At 50.6% G+C, this 24,196-nt stretch carries 4 protein-coding genes; all 4 read left to right on the forward strand.

The window, feature by feature from the left end; all coding sequences use genetic code 11:
* On the forward strand, window positions 1–3,149 hold a 3,149-nt coding region (locus tag G9F75_RS19400; RefSeq protein WP_167409317.1), incomplete at its 5' end, for a type I polyketide synthase.
* A gap of 18 nt (window positions 3,150–3,167) precedes the next feature.
* A complete protein-coding gene (locus tag G9F75_RS19405; protein WP_167409318.1) occupies window positions 3,168–9,464 on the forward strand; it encodes a type I polyketide synthase in 6,297 nt (2,098 codons plus the stop codon).
* A 39-nt stretch (window positions 9,465–9,503) separates the two neighbouring features.
* Window positions 9,504–15,230, forward strand: a complete 5,727-nt coding sequence (locus G9F75_RS19410) for a type I polyketide synthase (protein WP_167409319.1) — start codon at window positions 9,504–9,506, stop codon at window positions 15,228–15,230.
* 51 nt (window positions 15,231–15,281) lie between these two features.
* The coding region (locus G9F75_RS19415) for an SDR family NAD(P)-dependent oxidoreductase (RefSeq protein ID WP_167409320.1) at window positions 15,282–24,196 on the forward strand (8,915 nt) is incomplete at its 3' end.

Below are 24,196 nucleotides of genomic sequence, written 5' to 3' on the forward strand. Positions count from 1 at the left end.
AAAGCGGTACCGTTCCGTGGAAAGACGAAGGGGTCTACCTCCTCACCGGGGGAGCGGGCGGCATCGGACTGATTTTCGCTGAAGAAATAGCCTCCCGCGTCAAAAACGCCGTCCTCGTATTAACGGGGAGGGCGGAAGCGCTTGATGAAGACCGCTCCGCCCGCTTACGGCGCTTGGAAGCGTCGGGTGCCCGCGTATTTTATCAACCGGTTGACGTGACAGACAGGGCGGCGGTCACCGCCCTCGTCCGCGGCATACAGGAGGAGCATGGAACACTCGACGGGATCATTCACGGCGCAGGCGTGATCGCTGACAACTACATTCTGAACCAGACAGAAAACGAACGGAAGACCGTCATGGCGCCGAAGGTGAAAGGGCTTATCAATCTTGATGAAGCAGCGAAAGATGTGCGGCTGGACTTTTTCATTCTGTTTTCTTCCTTGGCGGGAGGCATGGGAAATCCGGGGCAGGCCGGTTATGCGGCAGCCAACGCATTTATGGATGTTTATGCAGCCCGCCGAAACCGTCTCGTGCGGGACAACAAGCGGAGCGGGCAGACCCTGTCCGTCAACTGGCCGCTTTGGGAAGAAGGCGGTATGCGTGTGGACAAAGAGACAGAACGGCTGATGTACGAACAGACCGGAATGAAAGCCATGCGATCAGCCTCAGGCATCCAGGCGCTTTACGCCGCTTTTGCCTCCGGAGAACACCAGGTCATGGTGGCAGAGGGCGACGAAAAACGGATTCGAAAAAACCTGATGCCTGAAACGCCGGAACCGTCCAATCGCATTCATGTGTCAAGGAAGACGCCCGTCCATATGCCGAATAAAGTACAAGCGGAACTCAAACATATGATATCAGGCATTCTGAAGGTGAAAGAAGACGAGATAGATGCTGAATCAGAGATGAGAGATTATGGCTTTGATTCGGTTTCATTCACGCAGTTTGCAAATGAACTAAATAAAACGTATGGGCTTGAACTGACACCGGCCGTGTTTTTTGAATACCCGACAGTCTTTAGTTTTGCCCAATACTTGCTGACGGAACATCCGGATACATTCGGCCCACAGGCAGAAACAGAAACGGAGAAACCGGTTGTGCGTAAAAAAATGAAGACGGAGCCATTCTCGATTCCGTCCCGCCTTCCCAAAACAAAAATCGCAGCTGCACCTGAGCCCGTGGCGATAATCGGAATCAGCTGTGCATTTCCAATGGCTGAAAATCCGGAAATGTTTTGGGAGAATTTAGCCGGAGAAAAGGACTGCATTTCTGAAATACCGCCGGAACGCTGGGACTGGAGACAGTATTACGGAGATCCGCAGAAAGATAAAAATGCGAGCAATGTAAAGTGGGGCGGCTTCATTGATGAAACCGCTCAATTTGATCCTTTATTTTTCGGTATTTCTCCGCATGAAGCCGAGATGATGGATCCTCAGCAAAGACTTTTAATGATGCATGTATGGAAAGCGATTGAAGATGCCGGCTGCTCTGCCAAAAGCCTTTCAGGTACAAATACAGGCATTTTTGCAGGCACGACAAACAGCGGTTACGCTCAGGAAGCTTCAAAGTTCCATATAGAGATTGAGGGTTCTTCCGCCGCCGGAACGGTTCCGTCAATCGGTCCGAACCGCATGAGCTATTTTCTGAATATACATGGGCCGAGCGAACCGATTGAAACCGCCTGTTCAAGCTCATTGGTCGCTGTTCACCGTGCGGTCAGGGCAATTCAGGCCGGAGACTGCGGCATCGCGATTGCAGGAGGCGTCAATGCCATTGTGTCGCCGGATATGCATATCAGCTTTAATAAAGCGGGAATGCTCAGTGAAGACGGGCGCTGCAAAACATTTTCCGATCAAGCGGACGGGTATGTCAGAGCTGAAGGTGCCGGCATGATTGTTTTGAAAACATTATCCGCTGCGGAACGTGACGGCGACCGTATTTATGCCGTTATTCGCGCAACGGCGGAAAATCATGGCGGACGGGCGGCTTCCCTTACATCGCCGAATCCGAAAGCACAGACAGAAGTCATGATAAAAGCGTATCAGCAAGCGAACATCGACCCCCGTACAGTGAGTTATATTGAAGCCCACGGCACGGGAACGGCGCTCGGAGATCCGATAGAAATCAACGGACTCAAAGCGGCTTTTGCAGCGCTTTATCAGAAAGCCGGAGTAACGGCGCCCAAGCAGCCTCATTGCGGCCTCGGTTCCGTCAAAACGAATATCGGCCACACAGAGCTTGCCGCCGGCATGGCCGGGCTTTTAAAAATTATTTTGCAGATGCAGCACAAAACGCTCGTTAAAAGTCTGCATTGTGAAACCGTTAATCCGTATATCAGCCTCGACGGCAGCCCGTTTTATTTCGTCCGCGACACCCAGCCGTGGAAAGCGGCGACTGATGATAGCGGAAATGAACTGCCGCGGAGAGCGGGTGTCAGCTCGTTCGGATTTGGCGGTGTCAACGCTCATGTCGTGCTCGAAGAATATGTTTCTCCTGTTGAAGAGAAACAATGGACGTCCGGTGAACTTCAGCCGTCCTTATTCATTCTCTCGGCAAAGACGGCGGAACAGCTGAAGGAACGTGCGGAACAGCTGCGCAGATATTTGGAAAAGTCACATTCAGCTGACGGAGCTCTTGCGGGTATCGCTTATACGCTTCAGCTTGGCCGGGATGAAATGGAAGAGCGCCTTGCCGTCATTGCTGAAACAAAAGAAGAGCTTACGAACGCGCTGAATGATTTCCTCAGCGGCAAGGAGACGGGGCAGAATTTCTTTACAGGCCGGAACAAAGCGATGAAACAGCTGTTTACAGAGATGACGGACAACGCAGAAATGAGCGGGACCGTAGATCAATGGATGGAAGCAGGAAAGTATGCAATGCTTGCAAAATTATGGGTGCAAGGTTTACATGTCGACTGGAATAAATTATATCCGGACGAAAGGCCAAAAAAAGTCAGCCTGCCCGTCTATCCTTTTGCGAAAACACATTGCTGGATACCGCACAGAGCGCAGCATATAAGGCACCGGGAGACTTACGAGACTGATATGCCCCCGTTTGAGACTTATGAGCGCCTGCTTGATGAATTGGAGAGAAACGAAATAAGCATAGAAGCCGCTGTAAAAAGAACGATCGGTTTTTACAGGGATTAGCGTAATGGAGGAAACCATATGAAAGAGTTTCTGCACCGGGTTTTTTCTGACGTCAAAAATAAAAAAATGACAAAACAGGATGCGATCGGCATTTTGCGCGATTATGATATGCGGATGGGACTTCGCCAAGCGGATTCCCTTCATCCGCTTGCTCAGCAGCATATTTCCGATGAAACGGGACTGGGATTCTCGGCAGCTTTCAGCGGCCGGGAATTTTTTCTCGCTGATGTTTCTTTACAGCGTAAAAAGCTTATGCCCGGAGAACTTCTTTTGGAAATGGCGAGAGCTGCGGCTGTTTTGACAGTAAAGGAGACTGAGGCTGTCCGGCTGACACATATCGTGTGGTCAAAGCCCATTCTGACTGAGGCTGAGCCGTTCCATATCGAAATCAGGCTGATACCCGAAAAGGGTGAAGCCAAAAGGTTTGAGATTTATAATCCATTTTCTTCCGATTACAGTTATCATGATGTGTACAGCCAAGGGACGATTCAGCCAGTTGATGCTGCGCCCGGCATGCTGGATATCAGCCGCTTGAAGGAAAACAGCGGTTCCCTGATGGATCAGCAGCAAATTGTAGCCATCACTCAGAACGATACCGTTCAATACAGTGAGCACATGAAAGGAATTGAGCGTATTTACGCCTCAGCAGGACGGATGCTGGCAGATATATCAATCCCATTGACAAACCAAAAAGAATCCGCCCGATTCGGCCTCCCTCCCTGTGTGATGCAAAGTGTGACAGAGGCATGCGCGCTGCTTGGAGGCAAAGAATATAAAACGCTCGCCCCGGTTTCATTGGACGAGCTTTTGTTTTATGAATCTTGTCCTGACAAGGTATGGGCCGAGATACAAGAGAAGGCGGGGAGCTTTTATATTGATTTATGTGACGGAGAAGGAAAAATATGGGCTTCCCTGTCGGGGTTGAAGCTGCAGCCTGTCATCAAGACGGGCGCTTCCGGAAAAATCAATGCCGAACACCGCAGTGAACGTTTGTATGAACAAACGCTTCTTCAGCTCAAAACGCTTTTTGCCCTGACTACAAAAATTGCTGTTTCCAACATAGATACTGAAGAGCCGCTGGAAACCTACGGAATCGACTCAGTCACTGTGACGAAATTGAACCGCGAATTGTCTCTGCTTTTCGGTGACCTTTCCAAAACGGTTTTTTACGAATATAAGACACTGGGCTCCCTGGCAGCTCACTTTGTCACGGATTATCCAAAAGAATGCCGAAAATGGACAAATGATGATGAGCACCGTTCAGGCGTATCAGAACAGGTTTTGGCAAATGAAGATTTTCCGGTGCTTCCGTCGTTTATCAAGCGAAAGAAACGGCCTTCTTTTTCCAATGAGAACCAGACAAAAGAAAGGATTGCGATTATCGGAGTCAGCGGACGTTATCCGCAAGCTGAAACACTTGAAGCGTACTGGGATAACTTAGCAGCCGGAAAAGACTGTGTGACGGAAATTCCCGAAGAGCGCTGGGAAAAGGACAAGTACTACAACCCTGATCCCGAAGCGGCCGTGAAAGAAGGGAAAAGTTACAGTAAGCGGGGCGGGTTTCTGAAAGATGCCGCTTTCTTTGATCCGCTGTTTTTTCAAATTTCACCCCGTGATGCTTTGAATATGGACCCGCAGGAGCGTCTCTTTATTGAAATGTGCTGGCAGGTGATGGAGGATGCCGGTTATACGAAGGAACAGCTTGAGAATCTGTATAACGGCCGGGTCGGCGTTTTTGCGGGCATTACGAAAAACGGGTACGGAATGTACTGGAAAAACGGCGGCGCCCTGCAGCCGAAAACGTCGTTCAGTTCAGCGGCCAACAGAGTTTCCTATTTTCTTAATCTGAAAGGGCCGAGCATGCCGGTCGACACGATGTGCTCGTCTTCGCTGACTGCAATTCATGAAGCGTGTGAAAACATCCTTCGCGGCGAATGCGACATGGCGATTGCCGGCGGTGTGAATGTGTATACGCATCCTTCGGCTTATGCGGAGCTCAGCGCCTATCGAATGCTTTCAAAAGACGGAACGTGTAAAAGTTTCGGTGAAGGCGGGGACGGATTTGTTCCCGGGGAAGGCGTCGGGGCCGTGCTGTTAAAGCCGCTGTCAAAAGCGATAGCTGATAAGGACCATATTTACGGGGTGATTCGCGGCACTCATATCAATCACGGCGGCAGAACAAACGGGTATACAGTGCCGAGTCCGAGCGCCCAGGCTGACGTGATTTCCGGCGCGCTTGAAAAATCAGGAATACATCCGCGGATGATCAGCTGTATCGAAGCCCACGGCACGGGCACTGAACTCGGAGATCCGATCGAAATTGACGGTTTGACCCGCGCATTTCAAACGAAAACGTCAGATAAAGGCTTTTGCGCCATCAGCTCAGTTAAATCCAATATCGGGCATTTGGAAGCCGCGGCAGGCATTGCCGGAGTAACGAAACTGCTGCTCCAGTTTCAAAAACGAAAGCTTGCCCCCTCATTACATTGCCGAAAATTGAATCCGAATATTGCATTTGACCGGACGCCGTTTGTGGTGCAGCGTGAATTGGCAGACTGGAAGCGGCCGGTCATTGAGGAAAACGGAGCGCAAAAGGAGATTCCGAGAATCGCGGGAATCTCTTCTTTTGGCGCGGGCGGGGCAAATGCCCACATATTGATAGAAGAATATATTGAACCTGATAGGGAGATTCCTGAGCCATTCACAGATGAAGATCCCGCAGTCATTTTATTATCCGCCAAACAGGAGGCCAGCCTGAAGCAGCGGGCGCAGCAGCTTCTTCAAGCGATCAGAAAAAATGACGTCACAGACCGCAGCCTCCGGGATGCGGCTTACACCCTTCAAACCGGAAGAGAAGCGATGGAAGAACGTGCGGCGTTTATCGTGACGTCGACAGAGCAGTTAGCGGAAAAACTGCAGCGTTTTATTGACGGCGGGACAGACGGCTGCTTCAGAGGGAAAAGCAAACAGTATAAAGACATTCTAGCCGTTTTTAAGGATGAAGATATGCAGGAAGCCGTCCGTAAATGGATGAAACGAAAAAAATTCGCGAAGCTTCTGGAACTTTGGGTAAAAGGGCTGAAGATTGATTGGTCAGAGCTTTATAACGGCAGCCTGCCGCATCGCATCAGCCTTCCCGGTTATCCATTTATAAAGGATCGGTATTGGCCGGACGATGCAGCGCCGGACAATGTTCGTGATGCTGAAACACATTCTGAAACATTTCGTGAAATCCGCTTTTTACAGAAAAGCTGGGCAGAAAGCAGCAGTGTTCCGGTTAAGGAAGTGCGGGGCGTCATCGGAATAGCCGCCGATCACCAGACAGGAAATTTGGCCGTTGAGCTGTCCCGTTATTTCCCCGAGTCTGAAATCATTGACGCTGCATCACCGGAAATATCCGGGGGCGCGGCCCGGTTTGGCGGTCTGATTGATGTGACCGGATGCGGGACGGAAATCAAGCATGATGACGGCTGGATTCATCGTCTGCAGTCTCTCATTGACAACAGAAACCGCGGCCGAAAGCTTCAGCTGCTTTGTGTGACAAAGGGGCTTGAACCCTTTGCAAATGAAACGATAAATCTCTCAGGTGCAAAAAAGGCCGGATTGTACCGGATGCTCCAAAGTGAGTATAAGGATATCCGCTCGCGGCATATGGATGCAGAACAGACTGCCGAAGATCCTGAGCTGGCAAACCAGATCGCAGAGGAGTTTTTTCGCGATTCTGAAGACATCGAAGTGTGTTACCGAAACGGTGTGCGCTATTATGCGCGGTTAAAGGAAACAAACAGCTTAGCTGAAAAAGGATTTTCATTTCCGAAAGACCATGTGCTCTGGATCACCGGAGGAACCCGGGGACTCGGATATTTATTCGCCCGGCATTTTGCCGAACGTTACGGAGTCACGAAACTCGTGCTTACCGGAAAAGAAACAATGCCTCCGAAAGCGGAGTGGGATGATCATGTCAAACGGAATTCCCCGTTTTCCGATAAAGTGAGAAGAATCAGAGAGCTCGAACAAAAAGGTGTCCGAACGGAAGTGCTGTCTGTATCTTCCGGCCCTGAATATGAGCAGGCCGTCAGCCGGGTGAAAGAGAAGATGGGGCCGATAGGAGGCGTGATACACGCAGCGGGAGCCGTAGATCTCGATCATCCGGCCTTTATCCGCAAAACAAGAGAACAGATGATGACCGTGCTTGAGCCTAAAACAGACGGACTGGACCTTTTGTATCAAGCGCTGCATAAGGAGCCTCTCCGGTTTTTTGCGCTGTTTTCTTCAGTGTCCGGCGTGGTGCCGGAATTAGGATCGGGACAAAGCGATTATGCCATGGCTAACGCCTATATGGATTATTTTGCGGCCGCAAAAGGTTTTCCGGTGCTGAGCATCCAATGGCCGAGCTGGAAAGAAACGGGTATGGGCGAATCAAAAAGCCGGGCCTATCTGAAAAGCGGTTTAAAGAGCATCACTGACAGAGAAGGGCTGAGCCTGTTTGATGCCATTATGGCAGGCGATTGCGGGTCTGTTATTATGCCGGCCGTCATTCACCCGGAAAAATGGGAGCCTGGCCGTCTGCTGCTTTCATCCGGCCTTACCGAAACAAAGAAGCAGGAACAGGCCGATACAGAAAGCGTTGAGGAGTGGCTGACGGGCATTTGCTGCCGGGAATTAAGACTGGAGCCGTCAAGATTTGAATCTGATACACCGTTTCAAGATTACGGAGCCGATTCCATCATGCTTGCCCAAGTGTCCAGAGCGATCGGAAAGAGGATCAAAGCTGACCTTGACCCGGCGGTGCTGTATGAATACCCTACGGTTGCTGCGCTGGCCGGATGGCTTGAAACAGCATATCCGGAAATCAAAGCTGCCGTTTCAAAACCGGTTCAGCCTGTAATCCCGGACGTTCCCAAACAAACGGCAGCCGCTGTTATTCAGCCTTCTGGCGGTGCAGCGGCGCAAGATATCGCTGTTGTCGGAATGTCCTGCCGTTTTCCGGGAGCCGAATCAATTGAAGCTTATTGGAAGCTGCTGTCTGAAGGAACGTCAGCCATTCAAAGGGTGCCGAAAGAACGCTGGAAAACGGAGAAGGCGGATTATGCGGGCCTTTTAAAAAATGTAACGCATTTTGACCCGGAGTTTTTCCTTATTCCCGAAGAAGACATCAAGGCAATGGATATCCAGTCCTTTCTTATATTAGAAGAGGCGCTTCATCTGTTCAGAGACAGCGGTTACTCGTTACAAGAAATGAAAGGCAGGTCAGCCGGTGTCTATTTAGGAGGACGCGGGGGCAGTATGCCTGACGAAAACCGTCTGAAGCATGCAAAAAATCCGATAGTCGCCGCCGGCCCGAATTACTTAGCGGCCAATCTTTCTCAGTTCTTTGATTTGAAGGGGCCGAGTCTCGTTTTGGATACGGCCTGTTCTTCAGCGCTTGTCGGTATGAATATGGCGATACAGGCGCTTTCTTGCGGTGAAATCGACTCAGCGGTGGTCGGGGGAGTCAGTCTGCTGGAATCCGGTCAAACCCACCGGATGTTCGAACTCCGCAATCTGTTAAGCGAAGAGCCTGCGTTTCATATTTTTGACCGCCGCACTGGCGGCATCGTATTGGGAGAAGGCGTCGGAATGGTGTATTTAAAAACAGCGGCCCAGGCTGTAAAAGACGGAGACCGGATTCATGCGGTCATTAAAGGCATTTCCGTAAACAATGACGGCAGAACCGCGGGGCCTGCCACACCGAATATACAGGCGCAGAAAGAAGTGATGGCCAAGGCGCTTGCCAAAAGCGGCAGAAAAGCGGAGGATATCAGCTACATTGAAGCAAACGGTTCAGGCTCTGAAGTAACCGATCTTTTGGAACTGAGGGCGATTGAAGCGGTATACCGTATGCAATACAGCGCGCCTTGCGAATTAGGGTCGATGAAGCCGAATATCGGGCACCCGTTATGTGCTGAAGGGATTGCCGGTTTCATTAAAACAGTGCTTATGCTCTCGCGCCGAATGCGTGTGCCTTTCCTTTCCGGCAAAGAGCCGATGACGCATTACGATCTGTCCGCCTCGCCGTTTTATTTTTCGCACGCGCTGCGTGAATGGACGGATTCACCGCGGATTGCCGCCGTCAGCAGTTTCGCTGACGGAGGGACGAATGCCCATGTCATAGTGGAAGCCTGGGAGCAAGAGGCGTATACCCCGGTCAGAAAGCCTTTGCCGAGACAGGAATTAAAACGCCGGGCTATTCGTCCGGACAAAGCCGAAAGCCTGCATGAAAACGCACATAAGTCCCGCCCAAATACGTTTTGGAAACAAATGAAGACTTACTGATTGCGCTGAAAATTGAACGTCGATATGGAGGAAGTTCATATGCAAGAGCAGCTTCTTATTAACAATCTGCATCCCGTTCTGAAACATCATAAAGCCTATGGAAAGGAACTGCTGCCGGGTCTGGCTTATATTGACCTGATCTATCAGACTTTCAGAGAAAACGGTTTTTTTCATGCCGGCCTTGAACTCAGGCACTTATCGATTTTTCACCCTTTAGCTCCTGAACAGGGAGAATCAATCCTGCTTTCCGTTGACTGTACAGAGAACGGCGAAGAGCAGTGGAAGGTAGAGGTGAAAGGGCAAAAACAAGGTGACGAAGCAGCAGAGACAAAGGTATATGCCGCGGCGCAAATGCATTCCGTCAAGCCCGCCGGCTTCCAAGAGAGCGTCCGGATGGATGCCGTAAAACAAACGGCGGCAGAAATACCGCTTGAGGACATTTACGCGGAATGCAGGGATCAAGAACTGGTTCATTCAGGAATGATGAAAGGCTGCGGAAGCGTCTACCAAACTGAAAAAGAGATTTATATTGATCTGTCGGTGCAAAAGGATCAGCTGGAACATGCAGAAGAGGCGATGTTTCATCCCGCATTGATAGATGCGAGCAGCATCGGCTCCAATGTATATCTCGCTCCTTTGACGAGGGAGGAGGGGCAATTATTTCTGCCGCTGTTTTATGAATCGTTTTATTGCGCCGAATTGCTGCAGACGACATGTATCACCAAGATAAAAAAAGAATCCGTCACCCGTAAGAAAGATCTCGTTTACGTGACAATGGAGTTTTTCAATGAGGAAGGCAGAAAAGTCGGCGAACTGAAAAACTTCGCCAATAAACTGGTGAGGGACCCGGAACTGATCAATCAGAAACGGCAAAAGAAAGAACCTGACGGGCGGAATGCCGTCCCGGCTCCGCAAGCGGAACCGGCGCCTTCTGAGCCCCGCCGTGCGGAGGCTTCCGCCGGCCTTACTGAACAGTGCATCCTTTATTTAAAAGAATTGCTTGCCGCCCGATTGAACAAACCTGTGAAAGAGATTGACCCGGATATCGGCTACTATGAAATGGGGCTGGATTCTCCGGGGCTGTTGGACATGGTGAAGGAAATTGAACAAAAAATCGGAACGCAGCTACTGCCGACGCTGTTATTTGAATACACGACAATCGCGGAATTGGCGGGATATTTATGCGAACATTACGGAGCCGGTTTCGGCCATGCTCAAAGCGGGCATTCAAGTGCTGAGCCTTTGCCCCGGGAAAAAAAGAGGACGACCCAAATCCGCGTGAAAAAGTCGGCGTCAGCCGGAACGCAGAATGGAGATATTGCGATCGTCGGGATGGCGGGACGGTACCCCGGCGCCAAAAATCTTCGTGAATTTTGGACAAATCTAAAAAATGGAGAAAACAGCGTAACGGAAGTGCCTCGTTCCCGCTGGGATACGAGGACATATGAGCATTTGCGATCGCCGTCCGGCAAGCCGATTTCCAAATGGGGCGGTTTTATAGACGATCCGGATTGTTTTGATGCGAAATTTTTCCGGATTTCTCCGCGGGAGGCAGAAGCTAAAGATCCGCAAGAACGATTGTTTTTAGAAACATGCTGGGAAACGATTGAGGATGCGGGCTACACCCCGGAAACAATCGTTCAGCCGAAAGGGCCGAATAAGAGAATGAACGTCGGTGTGTTTGCCGGGGTGATGCATATGGATTATTCTCTCGCCGGCGCTGAAGCTGCGGCGAAAGGGCTGGTCTTTCCTTATCCCTTGAACTATGCGCCGATCGCAAACCGGGTTTCATATTTTTGCAATTTTCACGGGCCGAGCATGGCGGTTGACACGGTGTGTTCGTCATCTTTGACGGCCGTCCATATGGCGGCGGAAAGTCTGAGACGCGGTGAATGTGAAGCAGCTCTTGCCGGAGGCGTCAATTTATCATTGCACCCGACAAAATATATCACATACGGCTTGATGGATATGCATTCGAGTGACGGGCTGTGCCGCACGTTCGGCGAAGGCGGCACAGGCTATGTCTCAGCTGACGGCATCGGGGCCGTGCTGCTGAAGCCGCTCCACAAAGCCGAAGAAGATAAGGATCATATTTATGCGGTGATAAAAGGCAGCGCCGTCAATCACGTGGGAACCGTCAGCGGGATTACCGTGCCGAGCCCCGTGGCGCAGGGGGATATGATAGCCGAATGTCTTGAAAAGACGGGGATTGATCCCCGGACGATTTCTTATGTGGAAGCGCACGGAACCGGAACTTCTTTAGGGGATCCGATTGAAATACAAGGCCTTGTTAAAGCTTACCGCACGTTTACGGAGGATCGGCAATTTTGTGCGATCGGTTCCGTTAAATCGAATATCGGACATGCGGAATCAGCCGCCGGGATCAGCGGGCTTCATAAAACGGTTTTGCAGCTGTTTCACAAAACGCTTGTCCCTTCTTTGCACTCAGAGACGATTAATCCGTATCTCCGTTTAGAGGACTCGCCATTTTACGTGCAGCAAAAAACCGAGTCATGGAAAAAGCCGGTGTATACAGAGAACGGCCGTGAACATTCCTGTCCGAGACGCGCAGGCATCAGTTCATTCGGGGCGACGGGTTCAAACGTTCATCTCATTTTAGAAGAGTACAGGCCCAAAAACCCCGGCATTACGGAGAATCAAGAGAGACCGTATATCGTGCCTCTATCAGCGAAAAATCCGGAGCGGCTGAAGGAATACGCTGCCCGGCTGCTGATGTTTCTCAAAGATAAAGCGCTTGAAGGAAGCGGGCCGCTTCATGACAAAAGAGTTACAATGCAAAATCAGCTGGAAAATGCGTTGCGCAGTGTTCTGGCGGATGTTCTGCATGTAGAGGCCGGCTCGGTAGATGGTGAACAGGATTGGAAGGAATTCGGCTTGGATGTCATGCAGCTGACACAGTTTTCTGAGCTGATGACGGATCAATACGGGCTGGCAATAGACATGACTGATCTCATACAGCATACTTCCGTCCGGACTTTAGCAGAATGTCTTACAAACGATGAGAAACATAAGGATATTCTTTTCGGTCTTTTCGGCCAGTCCGGTTTAGATAAGCAGCCTGATGAATCTTTTTCCCTGCGGTCACTGGCGTATACGCTGCAAACGGGACGGCTGGCAATGGAAGAACGGCTTGTTTTTTTAGTGAACGATCAAGCGGACCTGATCAGGAAATTAACTGAATTTACAGAACGAAAACGGCAGATTGACGGCAGCTTTCAAGGGCGGTCTGATAGCGGAACGGAAATCAGGGGTTTCCTGAATGATGATCAGGATACGGAGGAGCTGATCCGAAAATGGACGGACAGCGGCACTTACAAAAAACTTGCGGAGCTGTGGTCAAAAGGGTTTGAGATAGACTGGACGCGGCTGTATCAGGAGGAGAAACCGCGCAGGATGAGTCTGCCGACGTATCCGTTTGCAAAGGAACGATATTGGATACCGGAGCCCGATCATCCCGTCACTTCCGTAAATACAGAAAGCAGGCTTCACCCGCTGCTTCACCGCAATACATCAGATTTGTTAGAACAAAAATTCAGTACGATACTGAACGGAGATGAATTCTTCTTAGCCGATCATATCGTCCGAAACAAGCGTGTTCTCCCCGGGGCGGCTTATCTTGAAATGGCGAGAGCCGCGGCTGAACTGGCTGCCGCGCCGTTAGCCGCTGAATACACGGCTAAAACCGGCATTTCGCTGCGGTATATCAGCTGGATACGCCAGGCCGTTCATAAAAAAGAGCCGCTGGGTATGACGACAGGGCTTTCCTTGGAGGATAACGGCAATGTTTCATTTCAAGTGTACAGCAATGAAAATGATTCAGACATTTATTGTGAAGGCAGTGCTGTGATTGAGCCGCTGTCTGAGGCGCCGTTTTTGCATATTGAACAGCTGAAAGCGCGCTGCCGCAAAAAAGTGCTGTCAAAAGAAGACTGCTATGCGGCGTTTGCAAAGGCGGAAATTGTATACGGACCTTCACATCAAGGAATTGATCACATTTATTGCGGGGAAAAAGAAGCCTTGGCTAAATTGGTGCTCCCTGCTTCCGTTTCTGATGAAGCCGAACAGTTTGTGCTCCATCCGAGTCTGATTGATTCCGCTTTTCAGGCGGCCATCGGCGTTATGAATGAAGATCAAGCGGGTTATCCGGAGCAGCCGTTAATGCCTTTTGAATTACATGAACTGACCGTTTTTCATCCGTGCAGTCCAAACATGTGGGCGGCCGTGTTTGTGACGCATGAAACACCGGCCGTGCGAAGAATGGACATTGATATATGTGATGAACGCGGCAATGTGTGTGTAAGGATAAAAGGATTTTCTGCCCGGATGGCCGAAAGTGCGCCGGTCGTAACCGATAATAAGCAATACGATCTGCCGGGTAACCTTACCGGAGCCGTCAAACTGATGCAGGTATGGGACGCGGAACCGATAGACAACCAAACCGGCTTCCCCATTTCTGAAGCAAAAGCTGTCATCATAGGCGGTACAGACGGGCAGGCGGACGCGGTTTTACGATTGTTTCCTAAAGCTGTGCGATTTGATATCGGCCAAAGTGCTTCCGTTGAAGTGATATCCGATCGGCTCCGCCGTCTCGGTGAGATTCAGCATATGATCTGGTTTGCCCCTCAGCCGGCTGATTCTGACAGCCATGATCAAAAAAGCGGGGTGCTGCAAATTTTCAGAGCGGCCAAAGCTCTTATCGGTCTCGGGTATGGAAAAGAGCAGCTCGGGATGACGGTGATTACGCACCAAGCACAGCCTATCACCCAATATGATGAGGTGCGTCCCGCTCATTCCGGTGTGCACGGTTTCGTCGGGTCTCTCGCAAAAGAACATCCGAGCTGGCACATCCGTCTGGCCGATCTTGAAGACGGGGGGGGTTTCCCCGCAGAAGACATATTCAGCCTGCCCCGCGACCGTACGGGTAAAGCATGGGTGCGCAGACATCAGGAATGGTACAGGCCTCAATTGCTTCCGGTCCAAAGCGGGCCGTCTGAAAGTGTTCCTTACCGCTATGGAGGCGTATATGTCATCATCGGCGGTGCGGGAGGCATCGGCGAGGTTTGGACAGATTATATAGTGACGACGTATAAAGCCCGAGTCGTCTGGATCGGGAGGCGGCCGCTGGACAGCCGGATACGCCAAAAAATAGACCGGTACCGGCCATCAGGCCCGGCTCCCGAATATATAGCCGCAGATGCTTCTGATCTTCCATCGCTTCAGCGCGCCTATGAACAGATTAAAAACACATACGGCACCATCAGCGGCGTCGTTCATTCAGCGATGGTATTTGCGAATGAAAGCGTAAAAGATATGGAAGAATCACAGTTTCACGCCGGTCTTGCGGCGAAAGTGGATATTTCCGTCAACATTGCCGAAGTATTTGCGAAAGAGTCTTTGGACTTTATTCTCTTTTTCTCTTCGGTTATTTCATATATTAAGAATCCGAATCAAAGTCATTATGCGGCGGGGTGCGCATTTAAAGACGCATTTGCCCATGAGCTTTCCGGACGGCTGTCATGCCCGGTCAAAGTGATGAACTGGGGTTATTGGGAGCGGGCTGACAATCACATTTCTGAAGAGTTTGACAGACTGAGTGCAATCGGTCTCGGGCTGATCAGCCGGGCGGAAGGGATGCAGGCGCTGGAAACTCTGCTGACGCAGCCGATCTCCCGCATGGGGCTGATGAAGCTGACCAAGCCGATTCCGATCGAGGGAATGAACCCTCATGAATTTGTGACTATCTGATTGCCTGTCAAAATGACGGAGCAAATTTAATTTTCTTAGGAGGATAAGGTTTTGGGTAAGGGAGACAAACAAAAAGACCGTACACAGTTATCCTTAAGAACAGAAATAAGCAATCAAATGAAAGAATTGAATCGGCTTTTGCTGCAAGTATTGCGGGTGACGCTGCGTTCAATGGGTCTGACCGGCGAAGCGCCGGCGGCTTCCTGTCTGCCTTTATATGAGCGCTGGCTGGAAGAAAGTATCCGTCTTTTAGACAGCGATTTTAAAAGCGGTGAAACGGCCGCGGTTTGGGAAGAGTGGCATAAGAAGAAAAACGAATGGCTGAAAGATCCGGATATGAAAGCGCAGGCTCTGCTGGCGGATACCGTCATTCAAGCTTTGCCTGACATTTTAACAGGCAAAATAAAAGCCACGGACGTGATGTTTCCCGATTCTTCAATGGAGCTTGTTGAAGGAATCTATAAGCATAACATTCTCGCTGATTATTACAACGATGTGCTGGCAAATGAAGCGTGTATTTATGTGGAAAATGTAATTAAAAACAATCCTGAGGCAAACATCCGTCTGCTGGAGATCGGAGCGGGCACCGGCGGAACGAGCAGCACACTGTTTAAAAAGCTCCGCCCCTATCAAAACCATATTCAGGAATACTGTTATACCGACTTGTCAAAAGCTTTTTTAATGCATGCCGAAAAGGAATACGGCGCGGACAATCCGTATTTGACGTATCAGCTGTTTAATGTGGAGCAGCCTGCGGCGGGCCAGGGATTCCATCTGAGAACCTACGATATCGCTATTGCCGCAAACGTGCTGCATGCCACCAAAAATATTCGGAAAACATTACGGACGGCAAAAGCCGTATTGAAAAAGGAGGGTTTGCTGCTCGTTAATGAACTGGGCGGGCATACGCCGTTTACACATGTTACATTCGGCTTATTAGAGGGCTGGTGGCTGTACGAAGACGAGGCGCTGCGGATTCCGGGGTGCCCCGGTCTTTATCCGGAAACATGGAAATCCGTTTTAATGGCTGAAGGCTTTCATTCCATTCAATTTCCGGCTGAAAACGAACGTCTGCACACCCAGCAGATTATCACGGCGAAAAGCAACGGAGTCATCAGGCAGAGCAGGGAAGCTTACACCGCGCAAAAGCGCCAATCAAACGTACCGCAAACATCCTCTGATCGTCAGCTCCCCATCAAACAAGCGGGAGAGGGGCTTTCGGAAAAGACAGCGGCTTTTCTGATAAAGGCTGCGGCAAACGTATTAAAAATGCCGGCAGAAGAGATAAATCCGCTGGCTCCTCTGGATGAATACGGCATTGACTCTATTCTGATCGTTCAGCTGACGAATGAGCTGCGGGATCTCGTCCCTGATATCAGCAGCACGCTGTTTTTTGAATACCGGACGATAGAAGAGCTTGCCGCATACTTGGCTGAAACGAAGGAGCGCGAACTGCATGCGCGATTTTCTGAAGAAGTCCGTCATATTGAAGCGGTATCATCCGGCTCTTTGCTTGAAAAAAGCACAGAGTATCTGAAACAGATCGTCAGCGCCATCTTAAAGATGCCGATTGAGGACGTTCAAGCCCATACGCCCCTTGAAGAATACGGAATCGATTCCATCTTAATCGTACAGCTGACCAACCGCGTGCGGGAAGACGTACCTGATATCAGCAGCACTTTGTTCTTCGAGTATCCGACAATCGGCGGATTAGCGGAATATCTCGTCAGCTCAAGACAGGATGATATGGCTGGGATTTTCAAGACAAATAATGAAGCCGAAAAGGCGCCGCACACATTACAGAAAAAGCAAAGCCGCAAAAAAAGCGCCGGATTGGCGAAGCGCCAAGCGGCATCTTTTTCTGAAAAAGCGCCGCCCGCTTCCGAACCGCCGTCAAAACACCTTGAAGTGGCCATTGTCGGTCTTGCCGGGAGGTATCCCGGAGCTGAAAATGTTAATGAGTTCTGGGAACGGTTAAAGACCGGTGAACACGGAATCACCGAAATTCCGAAAGACCGTTGGGATTGGCGGGACTACTATGATGAGACAAAAGGTAAGGAAGGCCGGATGTATACAAAGTGGGGCGGCTTTTTAACAGATATTGATAAATTTGATCCGCTGTTTTTTAAAATCTCCCCGAAAGAAGCGGAGCGCATGGACCCGCAGGAGAGACTGTTTCTGGAAACCGCTTATGCGGCCCTTGAGGATGCCGGATATACCCCTGATTCACTATGCGCCGGTAAAAAGGTTGGTGTCTTTGCGGGTGTCATGAACGGCAACTATCCGACAGGGGCCCACTACCACTTTATCCCGAACCGCGTATCCTATGTGTTTGATTTTCACGGTCCGAGCATCGCGGTCGATACCGCATGCTCCTCATCCTTAACCGCCATTCATCTCGCCGCAGAAAGCATCAGAACAGGTGCATCTGAATGCGCGATTGCCGGCGGCGTAAACCTGATTACAGATCCGGTTCATTATATCGGACTTTCTTCTATGAGAATGCTGTCACCGTCAAACGCGTGCAAAGCGTTCGGTGATAAGGCTGACGGGTTTGTTGACGGAGAGGGCGTCGGCTGTATCGTGTTAAAGCCGTTGAAAAAGGCTGTTGAAGATCATGATCATATATACGGTGTCATTAAAGGAAGCGCTCTGAACGCCGGCGGCAAAACGAACGGGTTCACCGTTCCGAATCCGAATGCACAAGGAGAAGTGATCGCAGAGGCGATGGAGCGGGCAGGGATTGATCCGAGAGCGATCAGCTATCTGGAAGCCCACGGCACCGGCACTTCCTTGGGAGATCCGATTGAAATCGCAGGGTTAACCAAGGCTTTCCGACGCTACACGGATGCAAAGCAATTTTGTTCCATCGGTTCTGTTAAATCCAATATCGGACACCTGGAAAGTGCGGCGGGCATTGCTGCGGTCACCAAAATTCTTCTTCAGATGAAACACGGATATCTGGTGCCGTCGCTGCATTCAAAGCAGCTGAACCCGGAAATTGATTTTGAAACTTCTCCTTTTATCGTGCAGCAGGAAACGGCGGAATGGAGACGGCCGGTCATAGAATCTGAAGGAGTAACACGGGAATATCCGAGACTCGCGGGTACATCTTCTTTCGGAGCGGGCGGTGCAAATGCCCACCTGCTGATAGAAGAGTATGAACCGGCTGAAATGACTTCGGCGGACTCCGGCCGTCCGGCGCTTTTTGTTTTATCGGCAAAAGATAAAGACCGCTTGCGCGAGCGGGCTCTGTTGGTGGCGGATGCCGCCGTAAACGGAACACTTACAGATGCGAACCTGCTTGACGCGGCATTTACCCTTCAAGTCGGCAGGGTCCCGATGGAAGAACGGCTGGCGATGAGAGCGGACTCTGTTTCTGAATTGGAACAGAAGCTGACTGCTTTTCTGAATCATGCTGGTTCCGTAAGCGGGGTGTTTACAGGCCGGAGTGATAGTGCTGTCACGGAGACGGAAGGCACAGTCAGTGATTGGATGGAAAAACATCAATTTGACAGTCTTTTGAATGCCTGGGTTCACGGGACGCCCGTCGATTGGGCATCTTTATATAAAGGCGCGCTGCCGCATCGTATCAGTCTGCCGTCTTATCCATTTGCAAAAGAAAGCTACTGGATGAAGCGGGCAGAACCAAAAACAGGAACAACTGAATATGTGCATCCTTTCCTGCATGAAAATACGTCAACCTTGGCGGAGCAAAGCTATCATACATCTTTTACAGGCCGGGAACACGTTTTCCAGAATGTGAGAGGGGAGCGGGTTCTGTCGGCAGCCGTTTATTTAGAAATGGCGCTTGCGGCTTATCATCATGCGGCAGACAGCTCTGAAGAAAAAGAGATATGGATCCGAACGGCGGCATGGACTGACCCGATTACCAGCGGACATCACGGTGCGGGCGTCAATCTCTCCCTTCTGTCTGAAGACGAGGAAGGCATCCATTATGAAATATACAGTGACGAAGAGAAGCTGCATCATTATGGAATCATCGGGCAAGGGAACATACAGCCATCCCACGTGCTTGATATTGCCTCCTTACAAAAAGACTGCCGCTTGCTGTCATTCGATTATGAAACACCAGGCACGTCAGGTGTAACGATCAGTAAGGAGTTCCGCACCGTTGAAAAGCTTTATGCGGGAGAAAATGCGGTTTGGGCGAAGCTTGCTCTTATAGATGAAAGCGGCTGTAATCCGGGATATCATCTGCCGCCGGAATTTCTGGACGCAGCTTTTCATGTCCTGGCAAAAACGGAGCCGTCAGTCCATATCGTGCCTGAAACGGTTGAAGAACTGCGCGTCATGCGTCCGTGCTCATCCGGCATGTGGATGTACATTAATAAAAAGAATCAAACCGGCTGTGACATTCAATTTTGTGACGAAACCGGCACTGTCTGCGCAGAAATCAAAGGGATAAGAATGAGACACCCGTCTCAGCAGGATCACGGGCAAGAGGAACAATCCGAGATGATGATATTTGAAGAAATATGGACGCAGCAGCCTCTGAAGAAATCCATTCATGAAGAGCTGAAAACGGTCATCTGTTTTCTTACGGGAGAAGCTGCCAGAAAGCATGCTTATCAGTCTTTACAATCCCTTTATCCGGGAGCCGGCGTGTTTTTTATTTCACAGGGTGAGGAAACTCAAAAGCTTTCAAACACGCATTATCAAATTAAAATCACTGACGGACAAGCATATCAAGAAACGTTTCGGCATATTGAAACGGCTGCAGGCAAAGCGGATGCCGTTTTATATGGATGGCCGCTTGAAGATGCAAAGGCCGTGAAAGACTATTCCATTCTGTATCATGTGATCCGCGCAGCTGCTTCTTTGCGTTCTAAACCGAGGCGAATCCTTCTTTCCGCTCAGTGCGGGACCGATACCGATATCAGTTACGCCGAGTCATGGATCGGGCTGGAACGGTCGCTGAAACTGATCTTGCCGGAGACGGATACGGCCGCGGTTTATTTTGAACAAAAAGGACCGTTAGAAAAACTGATCCATAACGTATGTGAAGAACTTCACAGCGAGTCGTTCCGCAGTGTCATGTACAGTGGGGAAATTCGTCACGTCATGGAAATGAAGCAGACGGATATTGCCCCTGTTGAGAAGCGTGTGATAAAAAGCGGAAAAACGTACTTGATTACCGGCGGATGCGGGGGTTTAGGCTTGTTATTTGCCGGATATTTCGCTGAAAAAGGACCGGTTACGCTCATTTTGACGGGGAGATCAGCGGCAGACGGCCCGGTGCTGAACAAGATAAAGAGATTGGAAGAATCAGGCGCCAAGGTGTTTTACGTGCAGGCGGATGCCGCAGATCAAGCTCAGATGGAGAAAGGTTTGCAAGAAGCGAAAGAGAAAGGATGCGGGCCGATTCACGGTGTCATTCACGCTGCAGGTCTTCAAGGCACTGAAAGCATTCTGGAGAAAGATCTGCAAACCTTTCAGCAAGTCTTATCGCCAAAAGCGGACGGCACCGCGGTGTTAGATCAAGTTCTGTCACGGGAGCCGCTTGACTTCTTCTGTTGTTTCTCTTCTTCTTCAGCGATTTTAGGAGACTTCGGTTCTTGTGACTACGCGATGGGGAACCGCTTCCAAATGGCTTTTGTCCGTCATCGGGATAAACTTGTGAGCCTCGGACTCAGAAGCGGCAAGTCACTTGCAATCAATTGGCCGCTTTGGAAAGAAGGGGGAATGCATGTCGGCACGGCGGAAAGCACCGATATGTATTTAAAATCAAGCGGACAGCGTTATTTATACACAGAGGAAGGACTCGAAGCTTTTGAGACATTGTTAGTCCAGCCGTCCAGCCAGTATCTCGTCCTGGCCGGTTTTCCGTCGAGGGCCAAACGCTTCCTGCAGATAGATCAAGGCGAACGGCCGATTTCGGGTTCTGTAAACAGGAACGTCCCGTTTTCAGGAAGGCGGAGTGAAATGAAAGGCTTCACGCTGGAAGAATGCGTAAGCTGGGATGTGAAAGAACTGGCGGCGGGGCTTTTGAAAATAGACAAGAACAGACTGACGGACGCTGACAATCTGGCTGATTTCGGCTTTGATTCTATCAGTTTGGCGGAATTCGCCTCTTCTTTGTCCGCTCATTACGGAATTGAAGTGACACCGGCCCTGTTTTTCGGACATTCCACACTGGAGAAGGTCGTCTGCTATTTTCTGACGGAACACAAGTCCGTCATGGAGCATGTCTATGAAGAAAAGAAACCTGAGTCCGCAGATCAATCTGTCTTTGAAAAGGCAGGAACGGAAAAGCGAAAGAAGCAGAGGGGAAGAAATAAGCTGAATGCCGGAACCGAGGGCAGTCAGGCAGCTGATTCCATTGCCATTATCGGCATGAGCGGCCGATTTCCTCAGGCGCGCACGGCGGACGAGCTGTGGGACATTCTGTTTCAGGAAAAGGACGTTGTCGCACCGGTCGCAAAAAAAGGCTTCACAAGTTCAAAATGGAAACTCGGCGCTGTCCCGGGGGCGGACGAATTCGACCCTTTATTTTTTGAAATATCGCCGAGGGAAGCTGAAACGATGGATCCGAAGCAGCGGCTGCTTCTTCAGGAAGCGTGGAGGGCCCTTGAGGACGCCGGCTACGGCGCCAGTCACATCAGGCAGCAGACGATCGGTATGTTTGTGGGGGCGGAAGAAGGAGATTATCACCTTTTAACACGGGACAAAGGCAATGTCACGTCTCATCATAACGGTATTTTGGCGGCGCGGCTGGCTTATCACTTGAATTTATCCGGTCCTGTGATGGCGATAAATACAGCATGTTCTTCGGGGCTCGTTTCTGTCCATCAGGCGGTATTAAGCCTGCAGAATAAAGAGTGCACAACAGCTGTTGCGGCCGGGGTGAATATCATGAATACCCCGGACTTTTTTGAAACGATAGATAAAGCCGGAATGCTGTCGGAAAACGGGAAATGCTTCGCGTTTGATAAAAGGGCTGACGGCATGGTTCCGGGGGAAGCGGCCGCGGCGGTTGTTCTTAAGCCGCTGAGAGAGGCGGAAAAAGATGGTGATCCGATTTACGGGGTGATTCGGGCGAGCGGCATCAATTATGATGGGAAAACAAACGGAATTACCGCTCCGAGCGGCGTCGCGCAGACCCGGCTGCTTACTTCCGTTTATGACCGGGGGCGTATCAACCCTGAAGATATCGAATATATCGTCACACACGGCACAGGTACAAAACTCGGTGATCCGGTGGAAATTAACGCGCTTTATGACGCATTTTCTGCCTATACAAACGAAGAAGCTTTTTGCGCGCTCACATCAATTAAAACCAATATCGGCCACACGTTTGCCGCGTCAGGCATTGTCAGTTTGATCAGTCTTTTACAGGCGTTCTCCCGTGAAATGATTCCCGCCAGTCTGCATTGCAGCGGGGAAAACCGCTATATCAACTGGGAGAAGAGTCCTTTTTATGTGAATAAAACGGGTAAAGCGTGGCCTTCTCTGCCGGGTAAAAACCGAATGGGGGCAGTCAGCGCATTCGGGATGAGCGGAACAAATGCCCATATCGTTATGGAAAGCTATAAGCGCAGCGCTTCACCTCATCCGGATGCCCCTGCATATTTACTGACTTTGTCTGCAAAAACAAAGGAGGCCCTTCAGGAAAAAATCGAAGATATGATCACTTGGGCGGAAAATGGCGGACTGAAAGAAAATGATCTAGCCCAGCTCAGCTATACGTTGTTAAAAGGACGGCATCACTTTAACCATCGCGCCGCCATCGTAGTGCAAGATGCTGATGACGCAGTGTATGTATGGAAGCAGGCAAAGCTTAATGAACATCATCCTTATGTGTTTTCGGGAAAAGTACCGCAGCACTTTGCAGGCCGTCAGCATATTCAGGAGCACATAATAGAAGTGCTCGGCAAGTGCAGCGCCTCATATTCTGACCATAGAAAATATCAGGAGCTGTTATGCGTGCTGGCAGATTTTTATTGTCAAGGTTATGAAATCGAAGGGGACTTGCTTTATGGCGGACCTTTGCCGCGAATCGGCAATCTGCCGGGTTACCCGTTTGCCAGGCAGACGTATTGGGCGTCCGATCGTCTTCAGAGAGAGCTTGAAAGCCGGAATTCAGCTGAACGCGAAAAGCTCCACCCGCTGCTCCATGCGAATACATCGACCTTTATCGCCCAGCGTTTTACTTCTGTTTTCTCAGGGCATGAACCGTTTTTTGCGGATCATATCGTCAATGGAAAACCGGTGCTTCCGGGCACGGCTGCTTTAGAAATGGCCCGGGCCGCCGTTACACTTGCCGCCGAAGACTTGCCCGGCGGGAAAACGGGTGTCCGGCTCAAACAGATTGTTTGGCTCCGACCGGTGACGGCGCTTTCTGAAGGGGTTACGCTTCATGTAAAGCTTCAGCCGGAAGAAAACGGAGACATCGCTTTTGAAGCGTATGCCGAAGGGGAAGAGCCGCTTGTCTTTTTCCAGGGAAAGGCCGTGCTCGAAGAGACGGAGCGTGCTCCTGTTCTCGATGTGGAAGCTGTTCAGGCGCGCTGCGGCGGACGGCGCATGTCAAAGGCTGAGTGCTATGAAGCGTTCGACAGCCTCGGCATCACCTACGGACCGTCTCATCAGGCGCTTGACGCCGTCTATGCCGGAAACGGAGAAGTGCTCGCAAAGCTCATTCTCCCGCCGTCCGCCCGCGAAGAAAAGGAGACGTTCATCCTGCATCCGAGCATGCTGGACGCCGCCCTTCAGGCTTCTATCGGTCTCGTGCTCTCAGACGGTTCTGCATCCGGACGGCCGTTCCTGCCGTTTGCCCTCCAGGATATGCAGGTGTTTTCTGCGTGCCGTGAGACGATGTGGGCGGTGCTTTCCTCAGCGGACGGCGCCTTTCATATTGAGCTGTGTGATGAAAACGGCGCGGTATGTGTCCGATTGACGGGGCTCACCGCCCGTTTTCTGGAAGAGGACACGGAGGAAAAACCGCT

It is taken from the genome of Bacillus sp. EKM208B, from assembly GCF_011800725.1.
Lineage (GTDB): Bacteria > Bacillota > Bacilli > Bacillales > Bacillaceae > Bacillus > Bacillus velezensis.